The 19,738-nt window shown below is 45.1% G+C and carries 14 protein-coding genes and 8 tRNA genes; 8 read left to right on the forward strand and 14 right to left on the reverse strand.

The features are described from left to right. Nucleotides 1-557: 557 nt before the first annotated feature. Entirely contained in the window at nucleotides 558-1,265 is a 708-nt protein-coding gene (locus tag FTT73_RS05475; protein WP_004280692.1) for a nitroreductase, read from the forward strand. A gap of 77 nt (nucleotides 1,266-1,342) precedes the next feature. On the opposite strand, the gene FTT73_RS05480 is transcribed toward FTT73_RS05475, so the two are convergent. Further along, nucleotides 1,343-2,560: a multidrug effflux MFS transporter gene (locus FTT73_RS05480; RefSeq protein ID WP_180078220.1), complete on the reverse strand. Its 1,218-nt coding sequence runs from the start codon at nucleotides 2,558-2,560 to the stop codon at nucleotides 1,343-1,345. Nucleotides 2,561-2,698: 138 nt separating this feature from the next. On the opposite strand from FTT73_RS05480, the gene yccS reads away from it, so the two are divergent. From yccS to FTT73_RS05500, 4 genes are all read left to right on the forward strand, one after another. Then, nucleotides 2,699-4,873 carry a YccS family putative transporter gene (yccS, locus tag FTT73_RS05485; protein ID WP_180078222.1) on the forward strand — a complete coding sequence of 725 codons (2,175 nt, stop codon included), beginning with the start codon at nucleotides 2,699-2,701 and terminating at the stop codon, nucleotides 4,871-4,873. Between the two features lie 85 nt (nucleotides 4,874-4,958). After that, nucleotides 4,959-5,519, forward strand: coding sequence for a YcxB family protein (locus FTT73_RS05490; RefSeq protein WP_005097830.1), 561 nt, complete (start codon nucleotides 4,959-4,961; stop codon nucleotides 5,517-5,519). A gap of 170 nt (nucleotides 5,520-5,689) precedes the next feature. Further along, nucleotides 5,690-8,269 (forward strand): sulfite reductase flavoprotein subunit alpha, encoded by a 2,580-nt coding sequence (locus tag FTT73_RS05495; protein ID WP_180078224.1) that lies wholly within the window; start codon nucleotides 5,690-5,692, stop codon nucleotides 8,267-8,269. A 95-nt stretch (nucleotides 8,270-8,364) separates the two neighbouring features. Then, nucleotides 8,365-9,159 (forward strand): YdcF family protein, encoded by a 795-nt coding sequence (locus tag FTT73_RS05500; protein ID WP_005097832.1) that lies wholly within the window; start codon nucleotides 8,365-8,367, stop codon nucleotides 9,157-9,159. A 24-nt stretch (nucleotides 9,160-9,183) separates the two neighbouring features. On the opposite strand, the gene FTT73_RS05505 is transcribed toward FTT73_RS05500, so the two are convergent. The 11 genes from FTT73_RS05505 to FTT73_RS05555 all read right to left on the reverse strand — a co-directional run bounded on the left by FTT73_RS05505 (nucleotide 9,184) and on the right by FTT73_RS05555 (nucleotide 12,102). Continuing rightward, a complete protein-coding gene (locus FTT73_RS05505) occupies nucleotides 9,184-9,642 on the reverse strand; it encodes a DUF2750 domain-containing protein (RefSeq protein ID WP_005097833.1) in 459 nt (152 codons plus the stop codon). 71 nt (nucleotides 9,643-9,713) lie between these two features. Next, nucleotides 9,714-9,789 (reverse strand) — tRNA-Val (locus FTT73_RS05510). Between the two features lie 99 nt (nucleotides 9,790-9,888). Beyond that, nucleotides 9,889-9,965, reverse strand: a tRNA-Asp gene (locus FTT73_RS05515). Nucleotides 9,966-9,977: 12 nt separating this feature from the next. Next, a tRNA-Val gene (locus tag FTT73_RS05520) sits at nucleotides 9,978-10,053 on the reverse strand. 70 nt (nucleotides 10,054-10,123) lie between these two features. Then, nucleotides 10,124-10,200, reverse strand: a tRNA-Asp gene (locus FTT73_RS05525). A 14-nt stretch (nucleotides 10,201-10,214) separates the two neighbouring features. After that, nucleotides 10,215-10,290 (reverse strand) — tRNA-Val (locus FTT73_RS05530). Nucleotides 10,291-10,311: 21 nt separating this feature from the next. Beyond that, nucleotides 10,312-10,388, reverse strand: a tRNA-Asp gene (locus FTT73_RS05535). Between the two features lie 48 nt (nucleotides 10,389-10,436). Continuing rightward, nucleotides 10,437-10,513: transfer RNA gene (locus FTT73_RS05540), tRNA-Asp, on the reverse strand. A 28-nt stretch (nucleotides 10,514-10,541) separates the two neighbouring features. Beyond that, nucleotides 10,542-10,617: transfer RNA gene (locus FTT73_RS05545), tRNA-Val, on the reverse strand. Between the two features lie 496 nt (nucleotides 10,618-11,113). Beyond that, nucleotides 11,114-11,647, reverse strand: coding sequence for a cell wall-recycling L,D-carboxypeptidase ElsL (elsL, locus tag FTT73_RS05550; protein ID WP_100357888.1), 534 nt, complete (start codon nucleotides 11,645-11,647; stop codon nucleotides 11,114-11,116). After that, the gene (locus FTT73_RS05555) at nucleotides 11,644-12,102 is read right to left on the reverse strand and encodes a YbaN family protein (RefSeq protein WP_005097835.1); all 459 of its coding nucleotides are present in this window, start codon (nucleotides 12,100-12,102) and stop codon (nucleotides 11,644-11,646) included. The genes elsL and FTT73_RS05555 overlap by 4 nt, the downstream gene beginning before the upstream one ends. Nucleotides 12,103-12,189: 87 nt before the next feature. On the opposite strand from FTT73_RS05555, the gene FTT73_RS05560 reads away from it, so the two are divergent. The 3 genes from FTT73_RS05560 to dapE all read left to right on the forward strand — a co-directional run bounded on the left by FTT73_RS05560 (nucleotide 12,190) and on the right by dapE (nucleotide 14,588). Beyond that, nucleotides 12,190-13,065 (forward strand): DUF1853 family protein, encoded by an 876-nt coding sequence (locus FTT73_RS05560; RefSeq protein ID WP_005097841.1) that lies wholly within the window; start codon nucleotides 12,190-12,192, stop codon nucleotides 13,063-13,065. 112 nt (nucleotides 13,066-13,177) lie between these two features. Beyond that, entirely contained in the window at nucleotides 13,178-13,330 is a 153-nt protein-coding gene (locus FTT73_RS05565) for an entericidin A/B family lipoprotein (protein ID WP_004280704.1), read from the forward strand. A 121-nt stretch (nucleotides 13,331-13,451) separates the two neighbouring features. Then, nucleotides 13,452-14,588: a succinyl-diaminopimelate desuccinylase gene (dapE, locus tag FTT73_RS05570; RefSeq protein WP_180078226.1), complete on the forward strand. Its 1,137-nt coding sequence runs from the start codon at nucleotides 13,452-13,454 to the stop codon at nucleotides 14,586-14,588. A 65-nt stretch (nucleotides 14,589-14,653) separates the two neighbouring features. Here the strand turns inward: dapE and FTT73_RS05575 are convergent, their stop codons facing one another. Both FTT73_RS05575 and FTT73_RS05580 read right to left on the reverse strand, forming a co-directional pair. Continuing rightward, entirely contained in the window at nucleotides 14,654-15,112 is a 459-nt protein-coding gene (locus FTT73_RS05575) for a hypothetical protein (RefSeq protein ID WP_005097843.1), read from the reverse strand. A 3-nt stretch (nucleotides 15,113-15,115) separates the two neighbouring features. Continuing rightward, nucleotides 15,116-19,576 (reverse strand): Hpt domain-containing protein, encoded by a 4,461-nt coding sequence (locus FTT73_RS05580; RefSeq protein WP_180191128.1) that lies wholly within the window; start codon nucleotides 19,574-19,576, stop codon nucleotides 15,116-15,118. Nucleotides 19,577-19,738 lie beyond the last annotated feature (162 nt).

Raw genomic sequence — 19,738 nt, forward strand, 5'->3', positions numbered from 1 at the left:
ACTTCATTCAAGCCATCTGGAATCGCGTTATTTAAAACAGATCTTAATCACGAAATGCATGAATTAAGATGAAAAGTCGTACATTATGCTGTTTCTTCGTATCAGGTTTTATTTCTTTTTATTAGCAATAGTTAATTTACCTATAAAAAATAATTATAAATTCTCATTTTTATATGAAGATTAATCTATATTTTAATTCAAAAAAAATATTAATCTTTTACTCGACACAAAATGAAACAGGGATCTTGAAATTAAATTATCTTGATTTTCAGTCAAAATAAACCAGTTCTCTGTGTGAAATTGTTATTGTTGAATGGTTCAAGCACTTGGGTTTTAAGCCATTTTTTAAATCAAAGACCAACTTTATGACTAAATCCATTGCTATCACTTAGGCGATTTATGCTCAGCTAAAAGAATGCGAAATTTCATTATTCAAGTCATTTTGCTGATAAATTGTTTTTTCAGCTGGCGAAGAATTAAATTTTCCTATCCCCCGTTCTGTTTGTTTAGTTTATAGTCATTGCAAACTCAATAAGGATATTCGACTGGACCCCATAATGGATCAAAATCTTGTTCATGCTGTAGATCACACCATCACTTCTCGCCATTCAGTGCGTGCTTTTTTAAATACCCCCGTTAGTACAGACACCTTAAAAGAGATTCTGGCGGTGGCCAGCCGCGCACCTTCAGGAACCAATACCCAACCCTGGAAAGTGTATGTGGTAACAGGTAAAAAGCGTGATGAACTCGTGCAGCAGGTTTGTCAGGCACAAATGCAAATCTATGCAAATCCGGAATTGTCGCAGCAGTATCAGGAAACTTTTGCCTATTATCCTGAACAATGGATCTCGCCATTTATTGAACGTCGTCGTGAAAATGGCTGGGGTTTATATGGCTTGCTGAATATTCAGAAAGGCGAAAAGGAAAAAATGGCGCGTCAGCAGCTGCGTAATTTTGAATTATTTGATGCGCCTGTCGGCCTGTTCTTTACCGTCCATCGTTCTTTGGCGATTGGTTCCAAAATGGATGTTTCGATGATGATCCAGAATGTCATGCTGGCAGCAAAAGCCCGCGGTCTGGACACCTGTCCGCAGGCTGCCTGGAATCATTTTCATCCGATCGTGCTTGATCTGGTCGGCGCACCTGATGATGAAGAGCTGGTCTGCGGTATGGCACTGGGTTATGCCGACCCAGAGCAGATTATTAACAGCTTTATTACCCCGCGTGTTCCCGTAGAGGAATTTGCCGTATTTATCGATGAGTGATGCAAGCAGGGCTAAGCCAACTTGCTTAGCCCTCTGCTCAATCCAGCATTTTTAATATATTAGAGAACGCCCAGCATCTATGCATTTTTCAAGATTGGCATCTTGATTTTAAAAATCGCCCAAGCGGAAATACCTACAAAAACCAGCATGATCAATGCCATATTTAATAAGGCATGCCAGATCAGAAAATTCAGTAATACACCGCCCAATAAGCCACAGACAAATTGCATACTGCCCATAATCGCACTGGCGGTTCCCGCCCGCTCGCCCTGTTCAGCCATTGCCAGAGCCATGGCATTCGGACCAGTAAACCCGATAGATGCCACCACAATAAACATGCCTAACAACACCCAGAACACAGAATCGACGTCCAGACAGCCCAGCAAGATTAACCCTAATACACCGGTAAACTGCAGACAGGTGCCGATTTTCAAGCGCTGTAATATCGAGAATCGCCCAGCCAGACGTTTATTCAAGGTCGAAAACAGCATGATCCCGAAGGCATTGGCACCAAAGGCATAAGCAAACTGCTGCTCAGTCAGCTGATAACGATCCATCAGAATGGTAGAAGAAGCACTGATATAACAGAACATCACTGCACCGGAAAAACAGCCAGCATAGAGCGGGCGTCGAAAGCTTGGATCCTGAAAAATAGTACGGTACAAACTTAATACCTGCTGGAAGTTCAGCTTGAGACGACGTTCTGGCTCCAGGGTTTCTTTAAATAGAAAATGTACACAGGCCAGACTCAACAGACCGCAGCCCATCAGCACCAAGAAGATCACATTCCATTCATAAAACATCAATACCCAGGCCCCCAGACTCGGAGCGATGATTGGTGCAATCGCAGTCACAATCATCATGCTGGAAAAGGCCTGAGCTGCTGAATGCATATCCAGGCGATCACGAATTGCAGCACGTGCCATGACCACCCCGACACAGCCACCTAAGGCTTGCAGAATCCGTGCAGCGATCAGACTCCATTCATCCTGCGCAAAGACACACAGCAAACTTGCCACAATGTATAAACACAGCCCAAAATACAGTGGCGGTTTACGCCCAATCCGGTCACTGATCGGACCATAAATCAGTTGCCCGATCGCCAGACCGAAGAAATAAGCCGGCAGGCTGTTAGAAACCATCTGGGTGCTGACACCAAAATCTGCTGCCATGGCCGGCAAGGCCGAAAGATACATATCAATGGATAAAGGCCCGAGTGCACTCAGTGTTGCCAGCAAAATAATCCAGGACATGGCATAAGGTTGTTGTACTATTTTATTCGATGTCATAAGCATGAAGATTTAAAGCGCTAATATGCAGACAAATTAACACAGTGCATAGTATGATTTAGCCTGAAATGAAGATTTATAAATATACTATTTTCATTAGCCTATTCAGATTCAGCTCTAAGACTGCAGTATAAAGGACGACCTTTGAAATCTTGGCTCACTCGTCTCAAGCAAACCACCTATAATACGACCTTGATGTATAACCTGCGCATGATGACGGCATTTGCAGGTACCGCCTTTGTTCCCTATTTTATGGGACAACAATTGATGACGATTCCACTGACTTTAGGCGTGGTCGCAGCCGGTTTAAGCGATATTGATGACCGCTTTTCGGTGCGGATTTTAAATCTGCTCTACACCTACATTGGCTTCTTTATTACGGCAGTGGGCGTATATCTGCTTTTTCCTTATCCCTTGCTGTTTGCCTTGGCCTTAATTGTGTCCTGTATTGCCCTGATTTTGCTGGGTTCACTAGGGCGACGATATGCCACGATTTCCTACGGCTGTCTGGTGATTTCCGTTTATTCCATGCTTGGGGTGGAGCTGTTTGATGAATGGTATAAACAGGCTGGTTTATTGGTCATCGGTGCGATGTGGTACGGCATTCTGTCGACGCTCAGCTTCCTGGTCTTCCCTGCCCGGTTGGCACAAGACAAGCTTGCCACCTCTTATGCTTCGCTTGGTGACTTTTTATATGCCAAGTCCAATCTGTTTGATGTGGACATGACCCCGACCAGTTATCAGCAGAGCATGATTGATCTTTCTCTTGAAAATGGCAAACTGATTGCCATTTTTAACGAAATGAAAACGGCGCTCTTGACCCGTCTAAAAGGCGACCGTGGGCAAAAAGATACCCGTCGCAGTCTGCAATATTATTTTGTGGCGCAGGATATTCATGAACGTGCCGATTCAGCCCATATTGATTATCAGAAACTGGCCAAGATTTTCCAGCACAGCGACATCCTGTTCCGCTTTCAGCGCATCATGTCGATTCAGGGCAAAGCCTGCAAGGACCTGAGTGAAAGTTTGCTGCTGCGCAAGCCTTATGTACATAACAAACGCTTCAAGCATGCTTTTGACAATCTTCGGCTGTCTCTGGAGAAATTACGTCAGGATCAGCATTATGATCAGGTCTGGATTAATGCTTTATTTTCACTATTTCAGAACCTGAAATCGATTGATGCCCAGTTACGTAACCTGGAAACCGAGCAAAGTATCAAAGCCGAGCGTTTTAAACATATTGAAAACCAGCTCAGAGATGATGACCTGAAAGGCTGGGACGACATCAAGGTTCGAATTAAACAGCATCTCACTCCAGAATCGGTGCTGTTCCGGCATGCCATCCGCCTGTCGATTGTGCTGCTGATCAGCTATATCTTTGTACAGGTCAGCAATATTGAATATGGTTACTGGATTTTATTAACTGCATTGTTTGTCAGCCAGCCAAACTTTAACGCCACCAAACGCCGTTTACGTCTGCGTATTGTCGGTACGTTGGTCGGTATTATTCTAGGTTATGCCATTTTGTATTTTGTGCCTTCCATCGAAGGACAATTATTGCTTCTGGTATTCAGCGGAATTCTGTTCTTTGAATTGCGCAGTAAACAGTATGCACAGGCCACCGCCTTTATCACGATTTTAGCCTTGATCAACTTCAATCTGGATGGTATGGGCTTTGCTGCGGCTATCCCGCGGATGATTGATACCCTGATTGGCTGTGCCATTGCCTGGTTCGGGGTCAGCTTTATTTTCCCGGACTGGAAGTTCCGACGTTTGCCGCGCAGTATCAAACGCAGCTTGCAGGCAGAAGCGGACTATTTAAGTGAAGTGATCGAGCAATATAAATCGGGGCGTAATAATGGCCTGAAATATCGGATTGTGCGCCGTGCTGCCCACAATACCGATGCCGAGGTGGCTTCACTCATTTCGACCCTGGCCACTGAACCGGATATTGATCCTGTGCAAAAATCGCTGGCCTTTGAGTTCCTGTGTCTGAACCATACCTTTATCAGTTATATCGCAGCGCTGGGCGCACACCGGGAAAAAATTGAGGATCAGGACATCCTGAATTTACTGGATCAATCGTTGGAGAATATTCGTGGTGCCTTACTGCGAGATGAAATGCCCGATTTAAGCGCACAAAATCTGATTGTCAGTATTCGACAGCGCCTGTCTCATGATCAGGAACAGGATCAGAAATCTCTGATCATTTTGCAGCAGCTGTCTTTAATGTTCAGTATTTTAAATCAGTTAAGCCAGTTGAAACAAAGTTTGAGTCATGAGCGTGATGAACAGGCGACCGAACTCGGTTCATTATAATTTGGATGATTTTGGAACAATATACTCACTGAATTGGTACAATTAGTGCTAAACTTTTTACAGTTTTAAATCTGCTAGTTTCACTATGACCGCGAAAAATTTATACGCTTATACCTTACAGCCTGTGAACTATGAAATTTCCGAAGCCGAGCAGCGTCATGCTCAGCTGGTGATCTGGCGTAGTACCAATAAAATAGGCATGAAAGCCTGGCTGATCATGGGTGCTGTTGTTGCACTTTCTATTCTGGGCCTTCTGCTTCTTAAGAACTATTCAACCGTGTTCTGCTGGGTGGCGATTGCCTGTGTGGTGTTGTATTACCTGATCCGTACCTTTGGTCTGGAATGGTATGTTAAACGCAAGATGAACGAATTTCCGGTACAGGAAATCAAAGGTGTTCGTCTGGGTGTTCAACCGCACGGCATCATAATGCGCCAGAAAATGGGCCTGCAAGAAGGTGTGGGTGCGATCAGCTGGAAAGACATTTATGAATGGTACAACACACCAGAATTCATGTTGGTCAATTTTAAAGTAAAAGGCCAGCAAGGTGCTTATATCCTGCCTAAACGTCTGGACAGCAAAAACTTTTCTTTCAATACGATCCGTAAGCATCTAGAAGCAGAAGTTGGCGCAGCCAAACAAATCTAAACCGTACCCGTTTCAACAAAAAACCTCCTGCCCCGGCATGGAGGTTTTTTTTCATCATAAAAAGATAAATGATAATGAGAATAAATATTATCCTCAACATCTATAATTCAGTATTAAAGTTCAGTTATAATTTGCCCACTTTTATCAATCTCACCCTTGATCTGACGCCCATGTTTAAAAAGACATTTTTCCAAATCCACTGGTTTCTGGGGATTACAGCAGGTTTAATCCTATCTTTGATGGGGGTCACTGGCGCAATTTATTCATACGAACAACAAATCCTAAAATGGATAAATACCGACAGTTATACGGTTCAGGTTCAGCAAGGTGACAAGCTTACGCCGGCCCAGCTGTATCAGCATTTTCACAGGACTGTCCCTGAGATGAAGATTAACAGTATTAGCGTGGCACAAGATCCAAGTGCTTCAAGTACTGTAAATATTGCCAAAGAGGGAGCACGGCGTGGTCATAACATCCTGATCAATCCCTATACTGCCGAAGTTTTGCCTGAGATTAAGGGTCGAGAATTTTTCCAGTTTATTCAGCAACTGCATCGTAATTTAACGGTTGGCCCGGTCGGCAAACAGATTACCGGTGCTTGTACTTTAATGCTGATCTTTTTCGTCTTGTCCGGTCTTTACCTGCGCTGGCCAAAGCGTCATTCGATCAAGCAATGGTTCTTTGTAAAACCCAAGCTGAAAGGCCGTAATTTTATCTGGGATCTGCATGCTGTTGTGGGAACCTGGGTGGTGATTTTCTACCTGATTCTGGCTTGTACCGGCCTGTACTGGTCCTATGACTGGTGGCGTAGCGGGATGTTTAAAGTTCTCGGTGTTGAACGTCCACAGCCTACCATGCAAGCCAATGCGGGCAATAATCGTGGTGAAGGACGTCAAAGTGGCGAACGCGGCCCACGTGGTGAAGGACGCGAAGAAGGCATAAATCCAGAACAGATTGGCCGCGCGCTAGATTTGAGCTGGACTGGCTTTAATACTGAATTTTCAGATAAATATTCCACAGTAACCTTTAATCTTCCCAAAAAACCCGACGGCAGCATGCAGCTCAGCTTTGTCGATCCGGTTGCCCAGCATGAACGTGCGCGGAACAGTGCCACTTATAATTACCAGACAGCCGAATTCACAGAAGTTGAATTCTATGAAGATAAAAAGCTCAATGAAAAGATCATGAGCAGCATGTTACCGGTGCATCGTGGCAGCTTCTTCGGCCCGATCTACCAGTTCTTTGCCATGGTCGCAGCCTTGTTAATGCCATTATTCTTTGTGACAGGCTGGATGCTGTATCTGAAACGTCGTAAACAGAAGCGCTTAACGCTGGCAGCGCGTCAGGGTGTCACTCCAGTTGACTTAGATGAAAATGCCAAACCTTGGCTGATTGCTTATGCATCACAAACAGGTGTCTCAGAACAACTGGCTTGGCGTACAGCAACTGCCCTGCAGGAAGCGCGTCAGCCAGCAACAGTAAAAGCGGTACAACAACTGACGCTTGCCGATTTACAGCAAACCGAGCAGGTATTATTTGTTGCCAGTACTTATGGCACAGGTGAAGCACCTGATCTGGCCTCTTCTTTTGAGAAAAAAATCCTGTCCGGCAAAGCTGATCTGCGGCATTTAAATTATGCGGTGTTGGCGCTCGGTTCTCAAGAATATCCGGATAGCTATTGCAGTTTTGGTCACCGTATTGACCAGTGGTTGCAGCAAAATGGTGCCCAGCAGTTATTCACCACCATTGAAGTGGATAATGCCAATAATGAGCACATCCAGCAATGGAATACTGCACTGGCACAAGTAACTCGCCTTGAACTGCAAGCCATGGGTATCGATAAAACCTTTGATCAGTGGACACTGACTCAACGTGAAATCCTCAATCCAGGTAGTCTGGGTGCTCCTGCCTTTAATATCGAACTGATTCCTGAGCATGAAGCAATCTGGCAAGCAGGTGATATTGCCGAGATTCAGCCAGCTAACAGTCCGGAACGTATTCAGGCATTTATGCAACAACACAATATTGCTGCCGGCACACAAGTGCCTTCTATGCAGCAAAGCATTGAGCGCGCGCTTTGGGATCGTGATCTGACTCAGGCTGAACCTTTTGATTCACTGGATCAGCTCCTCAAGCAATTACCGGCTTTGGCATCACGTGAATACTCGATTGCCAGCATTCCAAGTCAGCAAGTCCTGCGTCTGGTGGTACGTCAGCAAGCTGATGCGAATGGAAATCTAGGTCTGGGTTCAGGCTGGTTAACCCAGCATGCCGCACTCAATGCACCGATTGCGCTACGCATTCGCAGCAACGAATCGTTCCACCTGATTGATGATAACCGTCCGATCATTTGTATTGGGAATGGTACCGGTATTGCTGGTTTAATGAGTCTGCTCAGCTCCCGTAACCGTCAGGAATACACCCAAAACTGGCTGATCTTCGGTGAACGTCAGCGTGAACATGATTTCTTCTTTGCAGAAACCATTCAGGCCTGGTTGCAAATGGGAACCCTGAAACGGCTGGATCTTGCGTTCTCTCGTGACCAGCAGGAAAAAGTCTATGTGCATCATAAATTACGGGAACAGGCTGAAGAGCTGAAAACCTGGGTTGCCCAAGGCGCAGTGATTTATGTCTGTGGTAGCATCAATGGCATGGCCAGTGATGTCGATCAGGCCCTGACCGAGATACTTGGTGAAACGCTGCTCGATCAATTACGTCTGGATGGCCGTTATCGCCGTGATGTATATTAAGATGAACTGATATACTAAAAACCGGGCGCAATAGCCCGGTTTTTGAAAATACAAAAGTAATAATAAAAATATGAATAAGAAAAAAGGAAACTTGGATGCTCAATCAACTTAAACGAAGTCTCAGTCTGATCTTTGGCTTGATCCTCTGTATCAATAGCGTCTGGTTACTGAATCAGGACCAAAGGCATTTTGGTATCATGCTGTCTATCATCATTGGTGTGGCACTGATCCTGTATGCCCTGCTTTTTTCATCTATTCAGCGCTGGAAACAAAATTCTCGACTCAGAACATTGTTCTGGAACAGTCTCTGGGGCGGATTTTTACTCTGGATGATCAGTGTTGCGATTTTTTTCGCTTATATCCAGATGTCGATCAACTCGAATATTCCTGCACAACCGGCTACAGCGATTCTGGTATTAGGTAGTGGGATTAACCAGGGTCAACCCTCACCCATCTTAAAAAATCGTCTGGATACTGCAGCAAAATATGCAGAACAATATCCAGATACGTTGATGATTATGACCGGAGGACGAAATTTCCGGGAAAGACAAAGCGAAGCTGAAGTCATGCAACATTATATTCATACGACCTATCCGCAGCTCAAAAACCCGATTCGCGTAGAAGATCAAAGCAGAAGCACCCAACAGAACCTGCAATATTCTCAGGCGATCTTGCAACAACAGAATATTGGCCGAAATGAGCCCATTGTGATTGTGACCAATGATTTTCATAGCCCGCGTGCCCGTGCTATTGCCAGACATCAGGGCTATCAGCAAGTGATCAGTCTGAGTGCCAGCACTCCTCAGAATGCTCGCTACCATTCATGGCTACGTGAATATTTTGCGTTGATTAATGGCTGGCTGCTGAATGAATATTCACTGTTCCAATAAACAAGCTGCTTAACAACAAGAAAATTAATTTAAACGAATGTGTCTTGGCAAAGGCATATCCGGATTTTTAAAAAGTTCCGGCTTTTGCACATAGATCTGATACAGATAATTTTTGATATCCAGTAATAATTTTTCCGGTGCCACCAGAATATTCTGCCCTTCTGGCGTCAGATCAAGAGACACAATGGTACTTTCCTGACGTAAAAACGGAATCACTTTCTCTACAAAATCCTTGAGACCAATTTCCTGAATATCGTAATTCACCCAATTGTCTTTAATCAGCAGACGAGCCAGACCTTTACTGTGCCAGCAAGCAAATGCACGCTGTCCAGTAGGGGTCGCACACAAAGCCCAGCCATCCTGATAAAGCGCAAAAATGCCGGCATTCGCGACAATCGATTCAATATACTGTTTATAAAGGTGTTGGGGGTCGTATGTAGTTTGAGATTTGGTCGCTGCCTTGCGCTGATATGGATTTCTCATCGTCGTGAAACCTTCAAATTATTATAGACTTCAAATTCTATGAAATGTTCAGTGTTTAGGCAAGAAAGATATGGTGGGCGCTGACGGGATCGAACCGCCGACATTCTGCTTGTAAGGCAGACGCTCTACCAACTGAGCTAAGCGCCCTGAGAAAAACAACAGCGTTGTTTTTAATGACGCAAGACAAGGAATGTCTTGGTATATTGAACACTCAGATCTCAGGAATCCAAGCTTCTCATCTTAGGATGGCGCAGCGGACGGGGCTCGAACCCGCGACCCCCGGCGTGACAGGCCGGTATTCTAACCAACTGAACTACCGCTGCATCGTAAGAATCTGGTGGGCGCTGACGGGATCGAACCGCCGACATTCTGCTTGTAAGGCAGACGCTCTACCAACTGAGCTAAGCGCCCTGATAAAGAGTGTCAATCTTTAGTTTAATCAAATTTAAGCTCAGGGACCTAAATTTAATTTCTTTTGAAATGGCGCAGCGGACGGGGCTCGAACCCGCGACCCCCGGCGTGACAGGCCGGTATTCTAACCAACTGAACTACCGCTGCATCGCAAAAGATTATGGTGGGCGCTGACGGGATCGAACCGCCGACATTCTGCTTGTAAGGCAGACGCTCTACCAACTGAGCTAAGCGCCCTCAAAAGGTCTATTGTATAAATGGCGCAGCGGACGGGACTCGAACCCGCGACCCTCGGCGTGACAGGCCGATATTCTAACCAACTGAACTACCGCTGCATTTACACAATGTCGCTATTGTGGCAAACGAGAATCAAGATCTTAAAGTGGCGCAGCGGACGGGGCTCGAACCCGCGACCCCCGGCGTGACAGGCCGGTATTCTAACCAACTGAACTACCGCTGCAACTATAAGGTCTCAACATGAAAGAGCTTGGTGGGCGCTGACGGGATCGAACCGCCGACATTCTGCTTGTAAGGCAGACGCTCTACCAACTGAGCTAAGCGCCCTTTCTAAACGTCTATCATCGTTTGATGGGTGCATTATAGAGAATCTGCACAGCCTGTCAAACGCTTTTCGGAATGTTTTCCACTTTTTAGGTGTGAGTGATTAAAAAATAGGTTGTTTGTTAAAAAAAACAACACTTTTTGTTTATTTTTTAAGTCTCTACCGAAATTTTTTAATTTCCAAAATGAAAATCACAACAAAATTTCCTGTCTTCTCTTGCGAGATTTCAGACTCACTCAGGCAGTATGCTTTAGTTCCGATCAAGAATTATACAAAGCTTTAAAATTACTCGGCGTTGTGTTCATGTAATCTTTCAACTGTCATTTATTTTTATGTGAAAAATAGCGATAAAGTTTAGCTTTAGACGATGATTCAACCCGTTTCATGCTGTAAAAATAGGATCTGGATCAGATTAATAAATGTCTTAAACTGTATTAAATCATCTCATCCCGCCCGTAAAAACAAAATCATTTTCACATGACATTAAAGATCGATTCATTATTCAGTATGCACACCCTTCAGCATTTTTGAATCTAATGCATGTTCCGAGATATACACCAAGGCATTCTCACCCACCAGGTCAAAGAGTTCAGCGACCTCCAGATTACGCATACGAATACAGCCATGAGAAAGTGGCTCTCCCATCATTTCTGTTTCTGGCGTGCCATGAATATAGATATAACGTTGATAGGTATCGCAGCCCTCGCCTTGATTAAAACCGGCTTCAAGCCCACTCAACCATAAAATACGGGTCAAGATCCAGTCACGTTGCGGAAACTCTGCTGCCAGTTCAGCATCATAAATTTCACCCGTCGCCTGACGTGCAATAAATACACTGTTTAAAGGTGCATTCTGACCAAACTTTTCAGCGATCTTGTGCCAGCCACGTGGGGTCTTGCCACTATTTTCAGTTTCACCAATGCCATTTTTACCAGTGGAAATCAGATATTGCTTGTTTAGACGTGGCAAATACAGCTTTTGTTGGGCGAGATCAATCAGGATATCTGCTTGATCCAGATGCAAGGTACTCATGACTTGTTATTCTCTGAATCTACTTTATTTGACTCTGTTTTCTTTAACTTTATCTCTGTTTTTTCAATATGAATCGTTTCTTGATGAAGCATCACCTGATCCGGTTCAGGACGTCGCCATAACCAGATGGCCACAATCAGCATGGTGATATTGGTAAAGGCTTTTACTGCCAAGGGTGCGGTAGTAAACAGCATGATAATCCCGCTGATCAGCATCATGATACTGGCCAGCCATTTGGCCTTACGCGGTACAGTACCATGCGCCCGCCAATCTCTTAAAGTCGAGCCATATTTGGGATGGTTCAATAACCAATTATCCATTTGTGGCCAACCTTTAGATGCCGCCCAAGCAGCCAGAATCAAAAAGACCGTTGTTGGCATACCCGGCAGGATTGCACCGATAAAGCCCAGGATCACAAACAGCACCACCAGACTCCGCCAAAACAACACTTTCATACATCAACCCTAACCGCAGAATTCAGGTAGTATAAAGCGTTTTCCGATACTGTCCGTTGTATTTCTGCACTTTTCACAGGTTGTACCATGTCTTTTTCCAGTTTAAACCAAAATCTTGTAGAAGCATGGCATCGTTATCAACATCCTCTGGTACGGCAACTGGCATTTGCTGTCGGCAGTCCGAATATCCTGTCCGGTATTCCCGAGGAGCTTGAACTCATACATCGCTTTGAGCTGCATGACAGCCAGACTTGGCAGCAATATCTTAGCCAGTATCATCCACGTTTGGAATTTCTCGATCAGCATCCAGAAGAATTAATCGAATTTGTGCAGCAACTGAAAAGCACGCGTTTGGGGCTGCGCTTTGAAATGCTGGTCTGGTTCTGGTTACTCGACGATGCTTATCATCCCTATCAGCTACTCGGTCATAGTATTCAGCAAATTGAGGGTGCAAAAACCTTGGGTGAACTGGATTTCCTAGTCCTTAATACCGATACCGGACTGGTTGAACACTGGGAAATTGCCCTGAAATATTATCTGGCCGAAGCAGATTTTAGTCTGCCGCATTGGTACGGCCTGAACCGCACCGATACCTTAATCAGAAAAATGAACCATTTCACACAAAAACAGTTCCAATTTGATGAAGCTTTAGCACATTCTATTCAAAAACGTTTTTGTGTGATGAAGGGACAGTTGTATCTGCCGACCCATCATGCTGACCAGCCTATTCCCACCTGGATCAATACCGAGCGTCGCCTAGGTCTATGGGGACAGCATATTCCTGCTGCACAAGATGCGTTCTATCGCCTGCAACGGCATGAATGGATTTATCCGCAAGCCCAGCCAAGCAGTTTGACTGCGACCTGGTGGACGGATGGTCTCTATAAAAAAATCGATCGCAATGACTTCTATATGTATCGCCAACCGGTACTAAGCCAGTATCCATCACATAAGCCCCTATAAAGCATTACATTTATTAACCGAAGCACTATGAAAACCACATATTTTTTAGTGCGTATATTTTCTACTCTAAGTTCCACATCATAATAATTTTATTATTGATTATACGGAGATGATGATGAAAAAAATTCTTGCTGCTTCATTAATGATGGCTTTTGTATTAACTGGCTGTAACACCGTAAAAGGTATGGGCAAAGACGTGTCTAAGGCGGGCGATGCGGTAACCAATACTGCTGAAAAAACCTCTGACGAAATCCGTCAAAACTAGTTTTTTCTTAAATGCTCATAGAACCCTATCTCAGATAGGGTTTTTTTATATCGATCGTTCACATTCAAGCCGATATTCGCCTATTATAGAGCCGAGAAAATTATCGACTGTTGAAAACCGCATGAGCTCTTCCGCTACTCTCGATTTAAGCCTGCAACTATTACGTCAGCCTTCTGTCACCCCCATTGATCATGACTGCCAGAATATTATGGCGGAACGTTTAAAAAAGATTGGTTTCAATATTGAATCCATGCGTTTTGAAGATGTCGATAATATCTGGGCACGCAAAGGCACAGAAGGTCCGGTCTTCTGTTTCGCTGGCCATACCGATGTGGTGCCAACGGGCAACCTGGATGCCTGGAACTCAGATCCATTTTTACCCGAAATCCGTGAAGGTAAACTTTATGGTCGTGGCAGTGCCGACATGAAAACGGCTTTGGCAGCTATGATCGTAGCGACAGAACGTTTTGTAGAAAAATACCCAAATCATAAAGGTTCAATTGCTTACCTGATTACGTCAGATGAGGAAGGCCCATCAATTAATGGTACAGTCAAGGTCATTGAAACCCTGGAAGCGCGTAATGAAAAAATTACCTGGTGTCTGGTCGGTGAACCGTCAAGTACCCATAAACTGGGGGATATTGTCAAGAATGGCCGTCGCGGTTCTTTAAATGCCAATCTCACGGTAACAGGCAAACAAGGCCATGTGGCATATCCGCATCTGGCAGTAAACCCGATTCATAGCGCCTCTAAAGCGATTGCCGAGCTGTGTGACACCGTCTGGGACCATGGCAATGAATATTTCCCGGCAACCACTTTCCAGATTTCCAATATCAATTCAGGTACAGGCGCAACCAATGTTGTTCCGGGTAACATGAATCTGCTATTTAACTTCCGTTATTCAACTGAAGTGACCGCCGAAGAACTTAAAGCACGTACTGTGGAAATTCTGGATCGTCACGGTGTGGACTATGACATTTCCTGGACTTTGTCGGGCTTGCCATTTCTGACCCCGGTCGGCGAGCTGGTCAATGCAGCTAAAACCGCTATTCTAAATGTCACCGGTACTGAAACCGAGCTTTCTACTTCTGGTGGAACCTCGGATGGCCGCTTTATTGCACCTACAGGCGCACAGGTACTGGAACTTGGCGTATTGAATGCCACCATCCACCAGATCAATGAGCATGTTGATATTGCCGATCTGGAGCCACTGGCTGAAATTTATGAGCAGATTTTGGTAAATTTACTTGCCAATTAAGTAAATTCATAACGCAATAAAAAAGGAACTCCATGGAGTTCCTTTTTGATATTTAATAGTTTGCATTACAGCCCGATTGTAGCCTGAATATTCGTCATATTCGGAATATGAAACAGCTGTTCATTCATTCGTACATATTGAAAGATGGCAGGATCATTCACCGGCTGATCGACATCGACCACTTCAGAAATACGAATCCGGATGGTTTTCGGCATTTCATTGCACATTAGGGCAAAACGCTGATTGATCTCATCACCTTCAATCACCAATGCCACGCCATGTTGACGTGAAGGCTCATTGATGGCATAGACTGGCAATTGTGCTTCATGCCATTCCACTGTCTTGACCTGGGTATTGCTGTCCAGCGCTGACAGCACAATGTTTTGTGGCAATAACATCGGATCTTTGCCATGACAGTCAATAATATAGGCATCAATAAATCCGGTCGATACCGTAATCAGATGCTGAAGTTCCTGCTGGCTAATCTGATCAGCCATCTTGCTCGTCGAATTGCTCTGACTCATCGATTACCCCTGTTTTTCGGCAATTAATTGTTGAATATTGGCCAGCAGTTCAGCTTCCTGGAACGGTTTACCCATATAGTGGGTCACGCCCAGACTGAATGCACGTTCACGATGTTTCTCACCAGTACGCGACGTAATCATGATAATCGGCAAGTCACGGTGAATATCATGGTGACGAACCAGGTTGGTGACTTCAAAACCATCCATACGTGGCATTTCGATATCCAGCAGCATCAGATCTGGTCTGACATTTTCTAGCTGCTCGATCGCATCTACACCATCTTTGGCGGTCACAATGTCATAGCCCTGACGTTCAAGCAGACGCGAAGTTACCTTACGTACTGTCACCGAGTCATCGACAATCATCACCAGACGGCGTGCGTTAGAATGACGCGAACCATCACGCTGATCATGCATCTGTTTCACACGCTGTGTCGCCTGAATCTGACGCGCAATATTCTGGCCATCGAGAATCAGACAGACCTGACCATCACCCAGAATCGTAGCACCCGCCACTACCCCGATGTTGGCAAACTGCTGTCCAATCGGTTTCACCACAATCTGTGCACGTGAACCCACCAGTTGATCGACCAGCAAGGCAATGGTTTGGCCACTGTTGCCCTTAATCAGAAGCACCGGCAATGAATGACCGACATTATTCAGACGTGGAATCGGCTGAGTACCGACAAATTCCGACAGATAACGCAGCTTGTAGTTTTCACCATCAATCTTGAAGTAATCATCTTTACTGTTAAAGTAAGTTTCCAATGTGGTCGGCGCAATCCGCACGATTCGGTCAATCTGCGCCAGAGAAATTGCATATTGCTGATCGCCCGCTTTCACCATCAAGGCATCACTGACGGCCACTGTCGTCGGTACGCGAATCGTAAAGACCGTGCCCTTACCCAGTTCCGAGCTGACCGAAACATGACCGCCGAGCAACTTGATTTCACTTTGTACCACGTCCAGACCAACGCCACGACCAGAAATCTGGGTGACTGCTTTTGCGGTAGTGAAACCAGGATGGAAGATATATTGTAGTATTTCATCCTGATCAATCGGCTGGTCGGCTTTGATCAGATCCAGACTGAGGGCTTTCTCACGAATTTTCTCCGCATCGATCCCCTTGCCATCATCACTGAAAGAAACGATGACATCGGTTCCTTGGCGGCTGATGTTCAATACAATAGAACCCACTTCCGGCTTGTTCAATGCCAGACGATCTGCGGTATCTTCCAGACCGTGGTCAATCGCATTACGCAACATATGTTCAAATGGGGTGACCAGACGCTCGAGAATATTACGGTCCAGTTCACCTTCGGTATTCTGTACGATCAGTTCTGCAGGACGGTTCAAGGTGGTTGAGGTTTGACGCACAATACGTTGTAAACGCGGCAACATCCGGTCAAACGGCACCAGACGGGTACGCATCAGGCTTTCCTGAATCTCGGCCTGAATACGCGATTGTTGTAATAATAGACCTTCAGTTTCACGAATCTTGTCGGCCAAGGTGCTCTTGAAATCGACCAGATCCGATGCTGATTCTGCCAGAGATTTGGATAACTGGTTCAACGATGAATACTGGTCCATTTCCAGCGGATCGAAGTCGGCATAGCGCGAATTTTCTGAACCATGTTTGGCAATAATCTGTGATTCCAGCTCGCCTTCCATTCGACGCAACTGGTCGGCAAGTCGTTTGATCGCCAGTTCCATCTCGTTCAGGGTATTGCCAAGCTGACCCAGATCCATCTCGATCCGCGAACGGTTAATCGAGTTTTCACCCGACAGGTCAATCATCTTCTCGACCAGATCAGCAGAGATACGAATCATCTCGTTATTGCTATCGCTACTGCCTGTATTCGCCCACTCACCCATCATCTGTGGCGGTTCAGTACCATCACCCTCAACAAAACCAAAGTCGGTACTGACCACCAGATGTTCTGTTTTTGCCAGACGCTCAGGCAATTGCGCAGTGACGTCCACATAAGCAATCTTCTTCAGACTGCTGTGCAGCTGATCAAAACCGCTATAGTCGCGCTGGAAAATTGCCTGTTTTAACCAGGCCAGTGTTTTCTGCAATAAGCCATCATAGGCATTCGAGTTGAATTGATAAACTGCAAACTGCTCGAAAGTGGTTTCCAGTTCATAGGCAATGCTGGCCACCTCTTCAGTTTCAATCATGCGTGCACCACCTTTAATACTGTGGGCAGCACGCTGTAACTGGAGTAATAAACTACGGTCACTACGCTGATCAAACCATTGATTGAGCAGCTTCTCTGCATTGGCCAGAATTTCTTCAGACTCTTCGAGGAAGGTTTCTTCAACGATTGATTTCAGCTCATCTTCTTCAGAGCGTTCAACTTCAGTCTCAGCAGCTTCAATAGATTCTATTGCTATGCTTTCAACCTGTTCTTCTGTTTCAGCCAGACCAATTGCAGGCTGCTCTGTCGCCACTGATTCTTCGAATGGCACTTCAGGAGTTGATAGCGTCTCTAACGCGGTCACGTTGAATGCAGCAGTTGTGCTTTCAACAGCAGCCAGCGTTTGCCCAGAAAGTAGTGCCTGAATATTTTGTAAAATTGCCACCGCTTCTGTCGCCGGATAATCAATGCCATCATCTCGAATGGACTGAATACGGTCGGACACATTGTCCTGTACCAGACGGACAATCTGGATTAAAGCAGGTGTTACGGCAATCTGCTGACGGATCACCCGTTCATAAATACTTTCCAGTTCATGGGCAATCAAACCGATATGCGAAGCCGCAATCATGTTTGCACCACCTTTTAAGGTATGTAAATGACGCATCAGATTGTTCAGTGAAGTCGTATCATCCTGTTTTTTGCTCCAGGTATTCAGATCTTCATCAATACCTGCCAGCAATTCATCGGCTTCTTCCAGAAAGATACCTAACAGTTCTTCATCGAAATCACGGTTGGTTTCAGCACTCTCGCGCTGTTGACGATCGGCTGCAATACGCTGGCTCAAGGCAGCGAAATCTACGCTGCCTGTGGTTAAGGTGTCAGCCGTTGGGATAATATCTGTGGTCGGCTCAACGCCTGACTTTTCAGTCTCTTCAGCAAAGATCTCAAGATCCTGTTGTACAAATGCCGACAGTTCACTTAAAGTTTTTTGAATGTCATCATTTAGAATGACGCGCTGTCCTGCAGCCAGGGTATCAAATAAATGAATAAATTCCTGATGTGCCTGTGCAAACAGTTCATAAGCATAATTGCTGTTTAACAGCACCGGCTTTTTAAGCAGGGCATCATAAGCCGATTTCAGATCTGCCGTGAATTCATGAATTCCTTTGGCCGCGCGGCTATCAGTATGCGCCAGTAATTCTGCAGCCTGTTGACTCAGTGCCTGGATATATTCCGGATAATCGACTTGTGCGCGTTTATCGAATTCAAACTCAGCATCGAGCAACAGGTCAATATCCAGTTCAACCAGTTTGGACACCAGACCTTGGGTTTGAACCGCATCTGATTCAGTGACCGCAAAGCCATAATCACTCCAGACTGCTTCAAAAGTGGCATAGACCGCATCTAGTTTTTCGGTATCCCCCTGACCTAATAAATGCACATAATCACTGATAAATTCGGCATATTGAATCAGTAAGGCTGTTTCTTTTGAGGTCGAGACAATTTCATCTTGTAACAAGGTCTTAAATAACTGTTCAACTTTAGAGCTGGCTTCAAAAATCTGTTCAATCTGCGCCATCGATGAACTGCCACGCAAGGTATGAATGGCACGAATCAGGGCATTATAATCTTGTGATTTTTCATCTTCAGTACGCAGGAAGGTGGCAATCGTTTCCAGATGCTCTTCGGCTTCTTCAATGAAGATGGCCACGGTTTCTTCAATATCAGTGCGAACCGCTACTTCTACCGGCGCTGTTTCGATAATAGCAGCAGATTCACTTAGGTCATGATCTGCAATTTCCAGCCCTGTGGTCTGACCTTCGGCAGTCAAATGATCGGCCAATGCTAATAATTCTTCTAACGCAGGTTCAGGTGAAAGGTTTTGTTGTAATTGTTGTCCCAACAGCAGCATTGGACGCAGGTCGAGATCCAATTCCTGTACATGTTTGAATTTTGGATATAAAGCATATTGATAGACATTCAGTACCGCTTGGGCAAATTTTTGCACCATCGCTGTCAGCTGAATTGAACCGGACAAGACCCGGTTCAGGGTATCTTCAACTGCCCAGGCCATTTCCCCTGCCGATTTTGCACCCACCATACGACCTGAACCTTTCAGGGTATGAAAATGGCGGCGAATGGTCTTCAGATTTTCCTGATGATCCGGATTGACCAGCCATTCTGGAAATAAAGCATTTAACTCAACGAAGATTTCTTCGATTTCCTCAACAAAAATTTCAAGAATTTCTGCATCTTGATCAAGATAACTATCTTCAGGAAGCGTTGTCGTTTCAACTAAATTTTTTAATATTTCTTTCATAGCTTATGCTTCTTACGTTATGCCGCCAAGAAGGGCGCTCAAACTTAATTGTGACCGTCACGCAATACCTAACATTTGAGGTTAAGTACATCTTGTCGAGGCTTTATCTGTATTTTTTGAATGTGCCTCAATCGTAATCAAGGCACATTCTCCCCATCATCG

The sequence above is a fragment of the Acinetobacter sp. YH01006 genome (assembly GCF_013420445.1).
GTDB classification, from domain to species: Bacteria; Pseudomonadota; Gammaproteobacteria; order Pseudomonadales; family Moraxellaceae; genus Acinetobacter; species Acinetobacter pseudolwoffii.

Excerpts from the sequence above, each read along its gene's own strand:
- FTT73_RS05475 (WP_004280692.1), top strand. The coding sequence starts at position 558 with ATGGATCAAAATCTTGTTCATGCTGTAGATCACACCATCACTTCTCGC.
- FTT73_RS05490 (WP_005097830.1), top strand. The coding sequence starts at position 4,959 with ATGACCGCGAAAAATTTATACGCTTATACCTTACAGCCTGTGAACTAT.
- FTT73_RS05565 (WP_004280704.1), top strand. The coding sequence starts at position 13,178 with ATGATGAAAAAAATTCTTGCTGCTTCATTAATGATGGCTTTTGTATTA.
- FTT73_RS05495 (WP_180078224.1), top strand. The coding sequence starts at position 5,690 with ATGTTTAAAAAGACATTTTTCCAAATCCACTGGTTTCTGGGGATTACA.
- FTT73_RS05555 (WP_005097835.1), bottom strand. The coding sequence starts at position 12,102 with ATGAAAGTGTTGTTTTGGCGGAGTCTGGTGGTGCTGTTTGTGATCCTG.
- FTT73_RS05500 (WP_005097832.1), top strand. The coding sequence starts at position 8,365 with ATGCTCAATCAACTTAAACGAAGTCTCAGTCTGATCTTTGGCTTGATC.
- FTT73_RS05575 (WP_005097843.1), bottom strand. The coding sequence starts at position 15,112 with ATGAGTCAGAGCAATTCGACGAGCAAGATGGCTGATCAGATTAGCCAG.
- dapE (WP_180078226.1), top strand. The coding sequence starts at position 13,452 with ATGAGCTCTTCCGCTACTCTCGATTTAAGCCTGCAACTATTACGTCAG.
- elsL (WP_100357888.1), bottom strand. The coding sequence starts at position 11,647 with ATGAGTACCTTGCATCTGGATCAAGCAGATATCCTGATTGATCTCGCC.
- FTT73_RS05560 (WP_005097841.1), top strand. The coding sequence starts at position 12,190 with ATGTCTTTTTCCAGTTTAAACCAAAATCTTGTAGAAGCATGGCATCGT.
- FTT73_RS05580 (WP_180191128.1), bottom strand. The coding sequence starts at position 19,576 with ATGAAAGAAATATTAAAAAATTTAGTTGAAACGACAACGCTTCCTGAA.
- FTT73_RS05505 (WP_005097833.1), bottom strand. The coding sequence starts at position 9,642 with ATGAGAAATCCATATCAGCGCAAGGCAGCGACCAAATCTCAAACTACA.
- FTT73_RS05480 (WP_180078220.1), bottom strand. The coding sequence starts at position 2,560 with ATGCTTATGACATCGAATAAAATAGTACAACAACCTTATGCCATGTCC.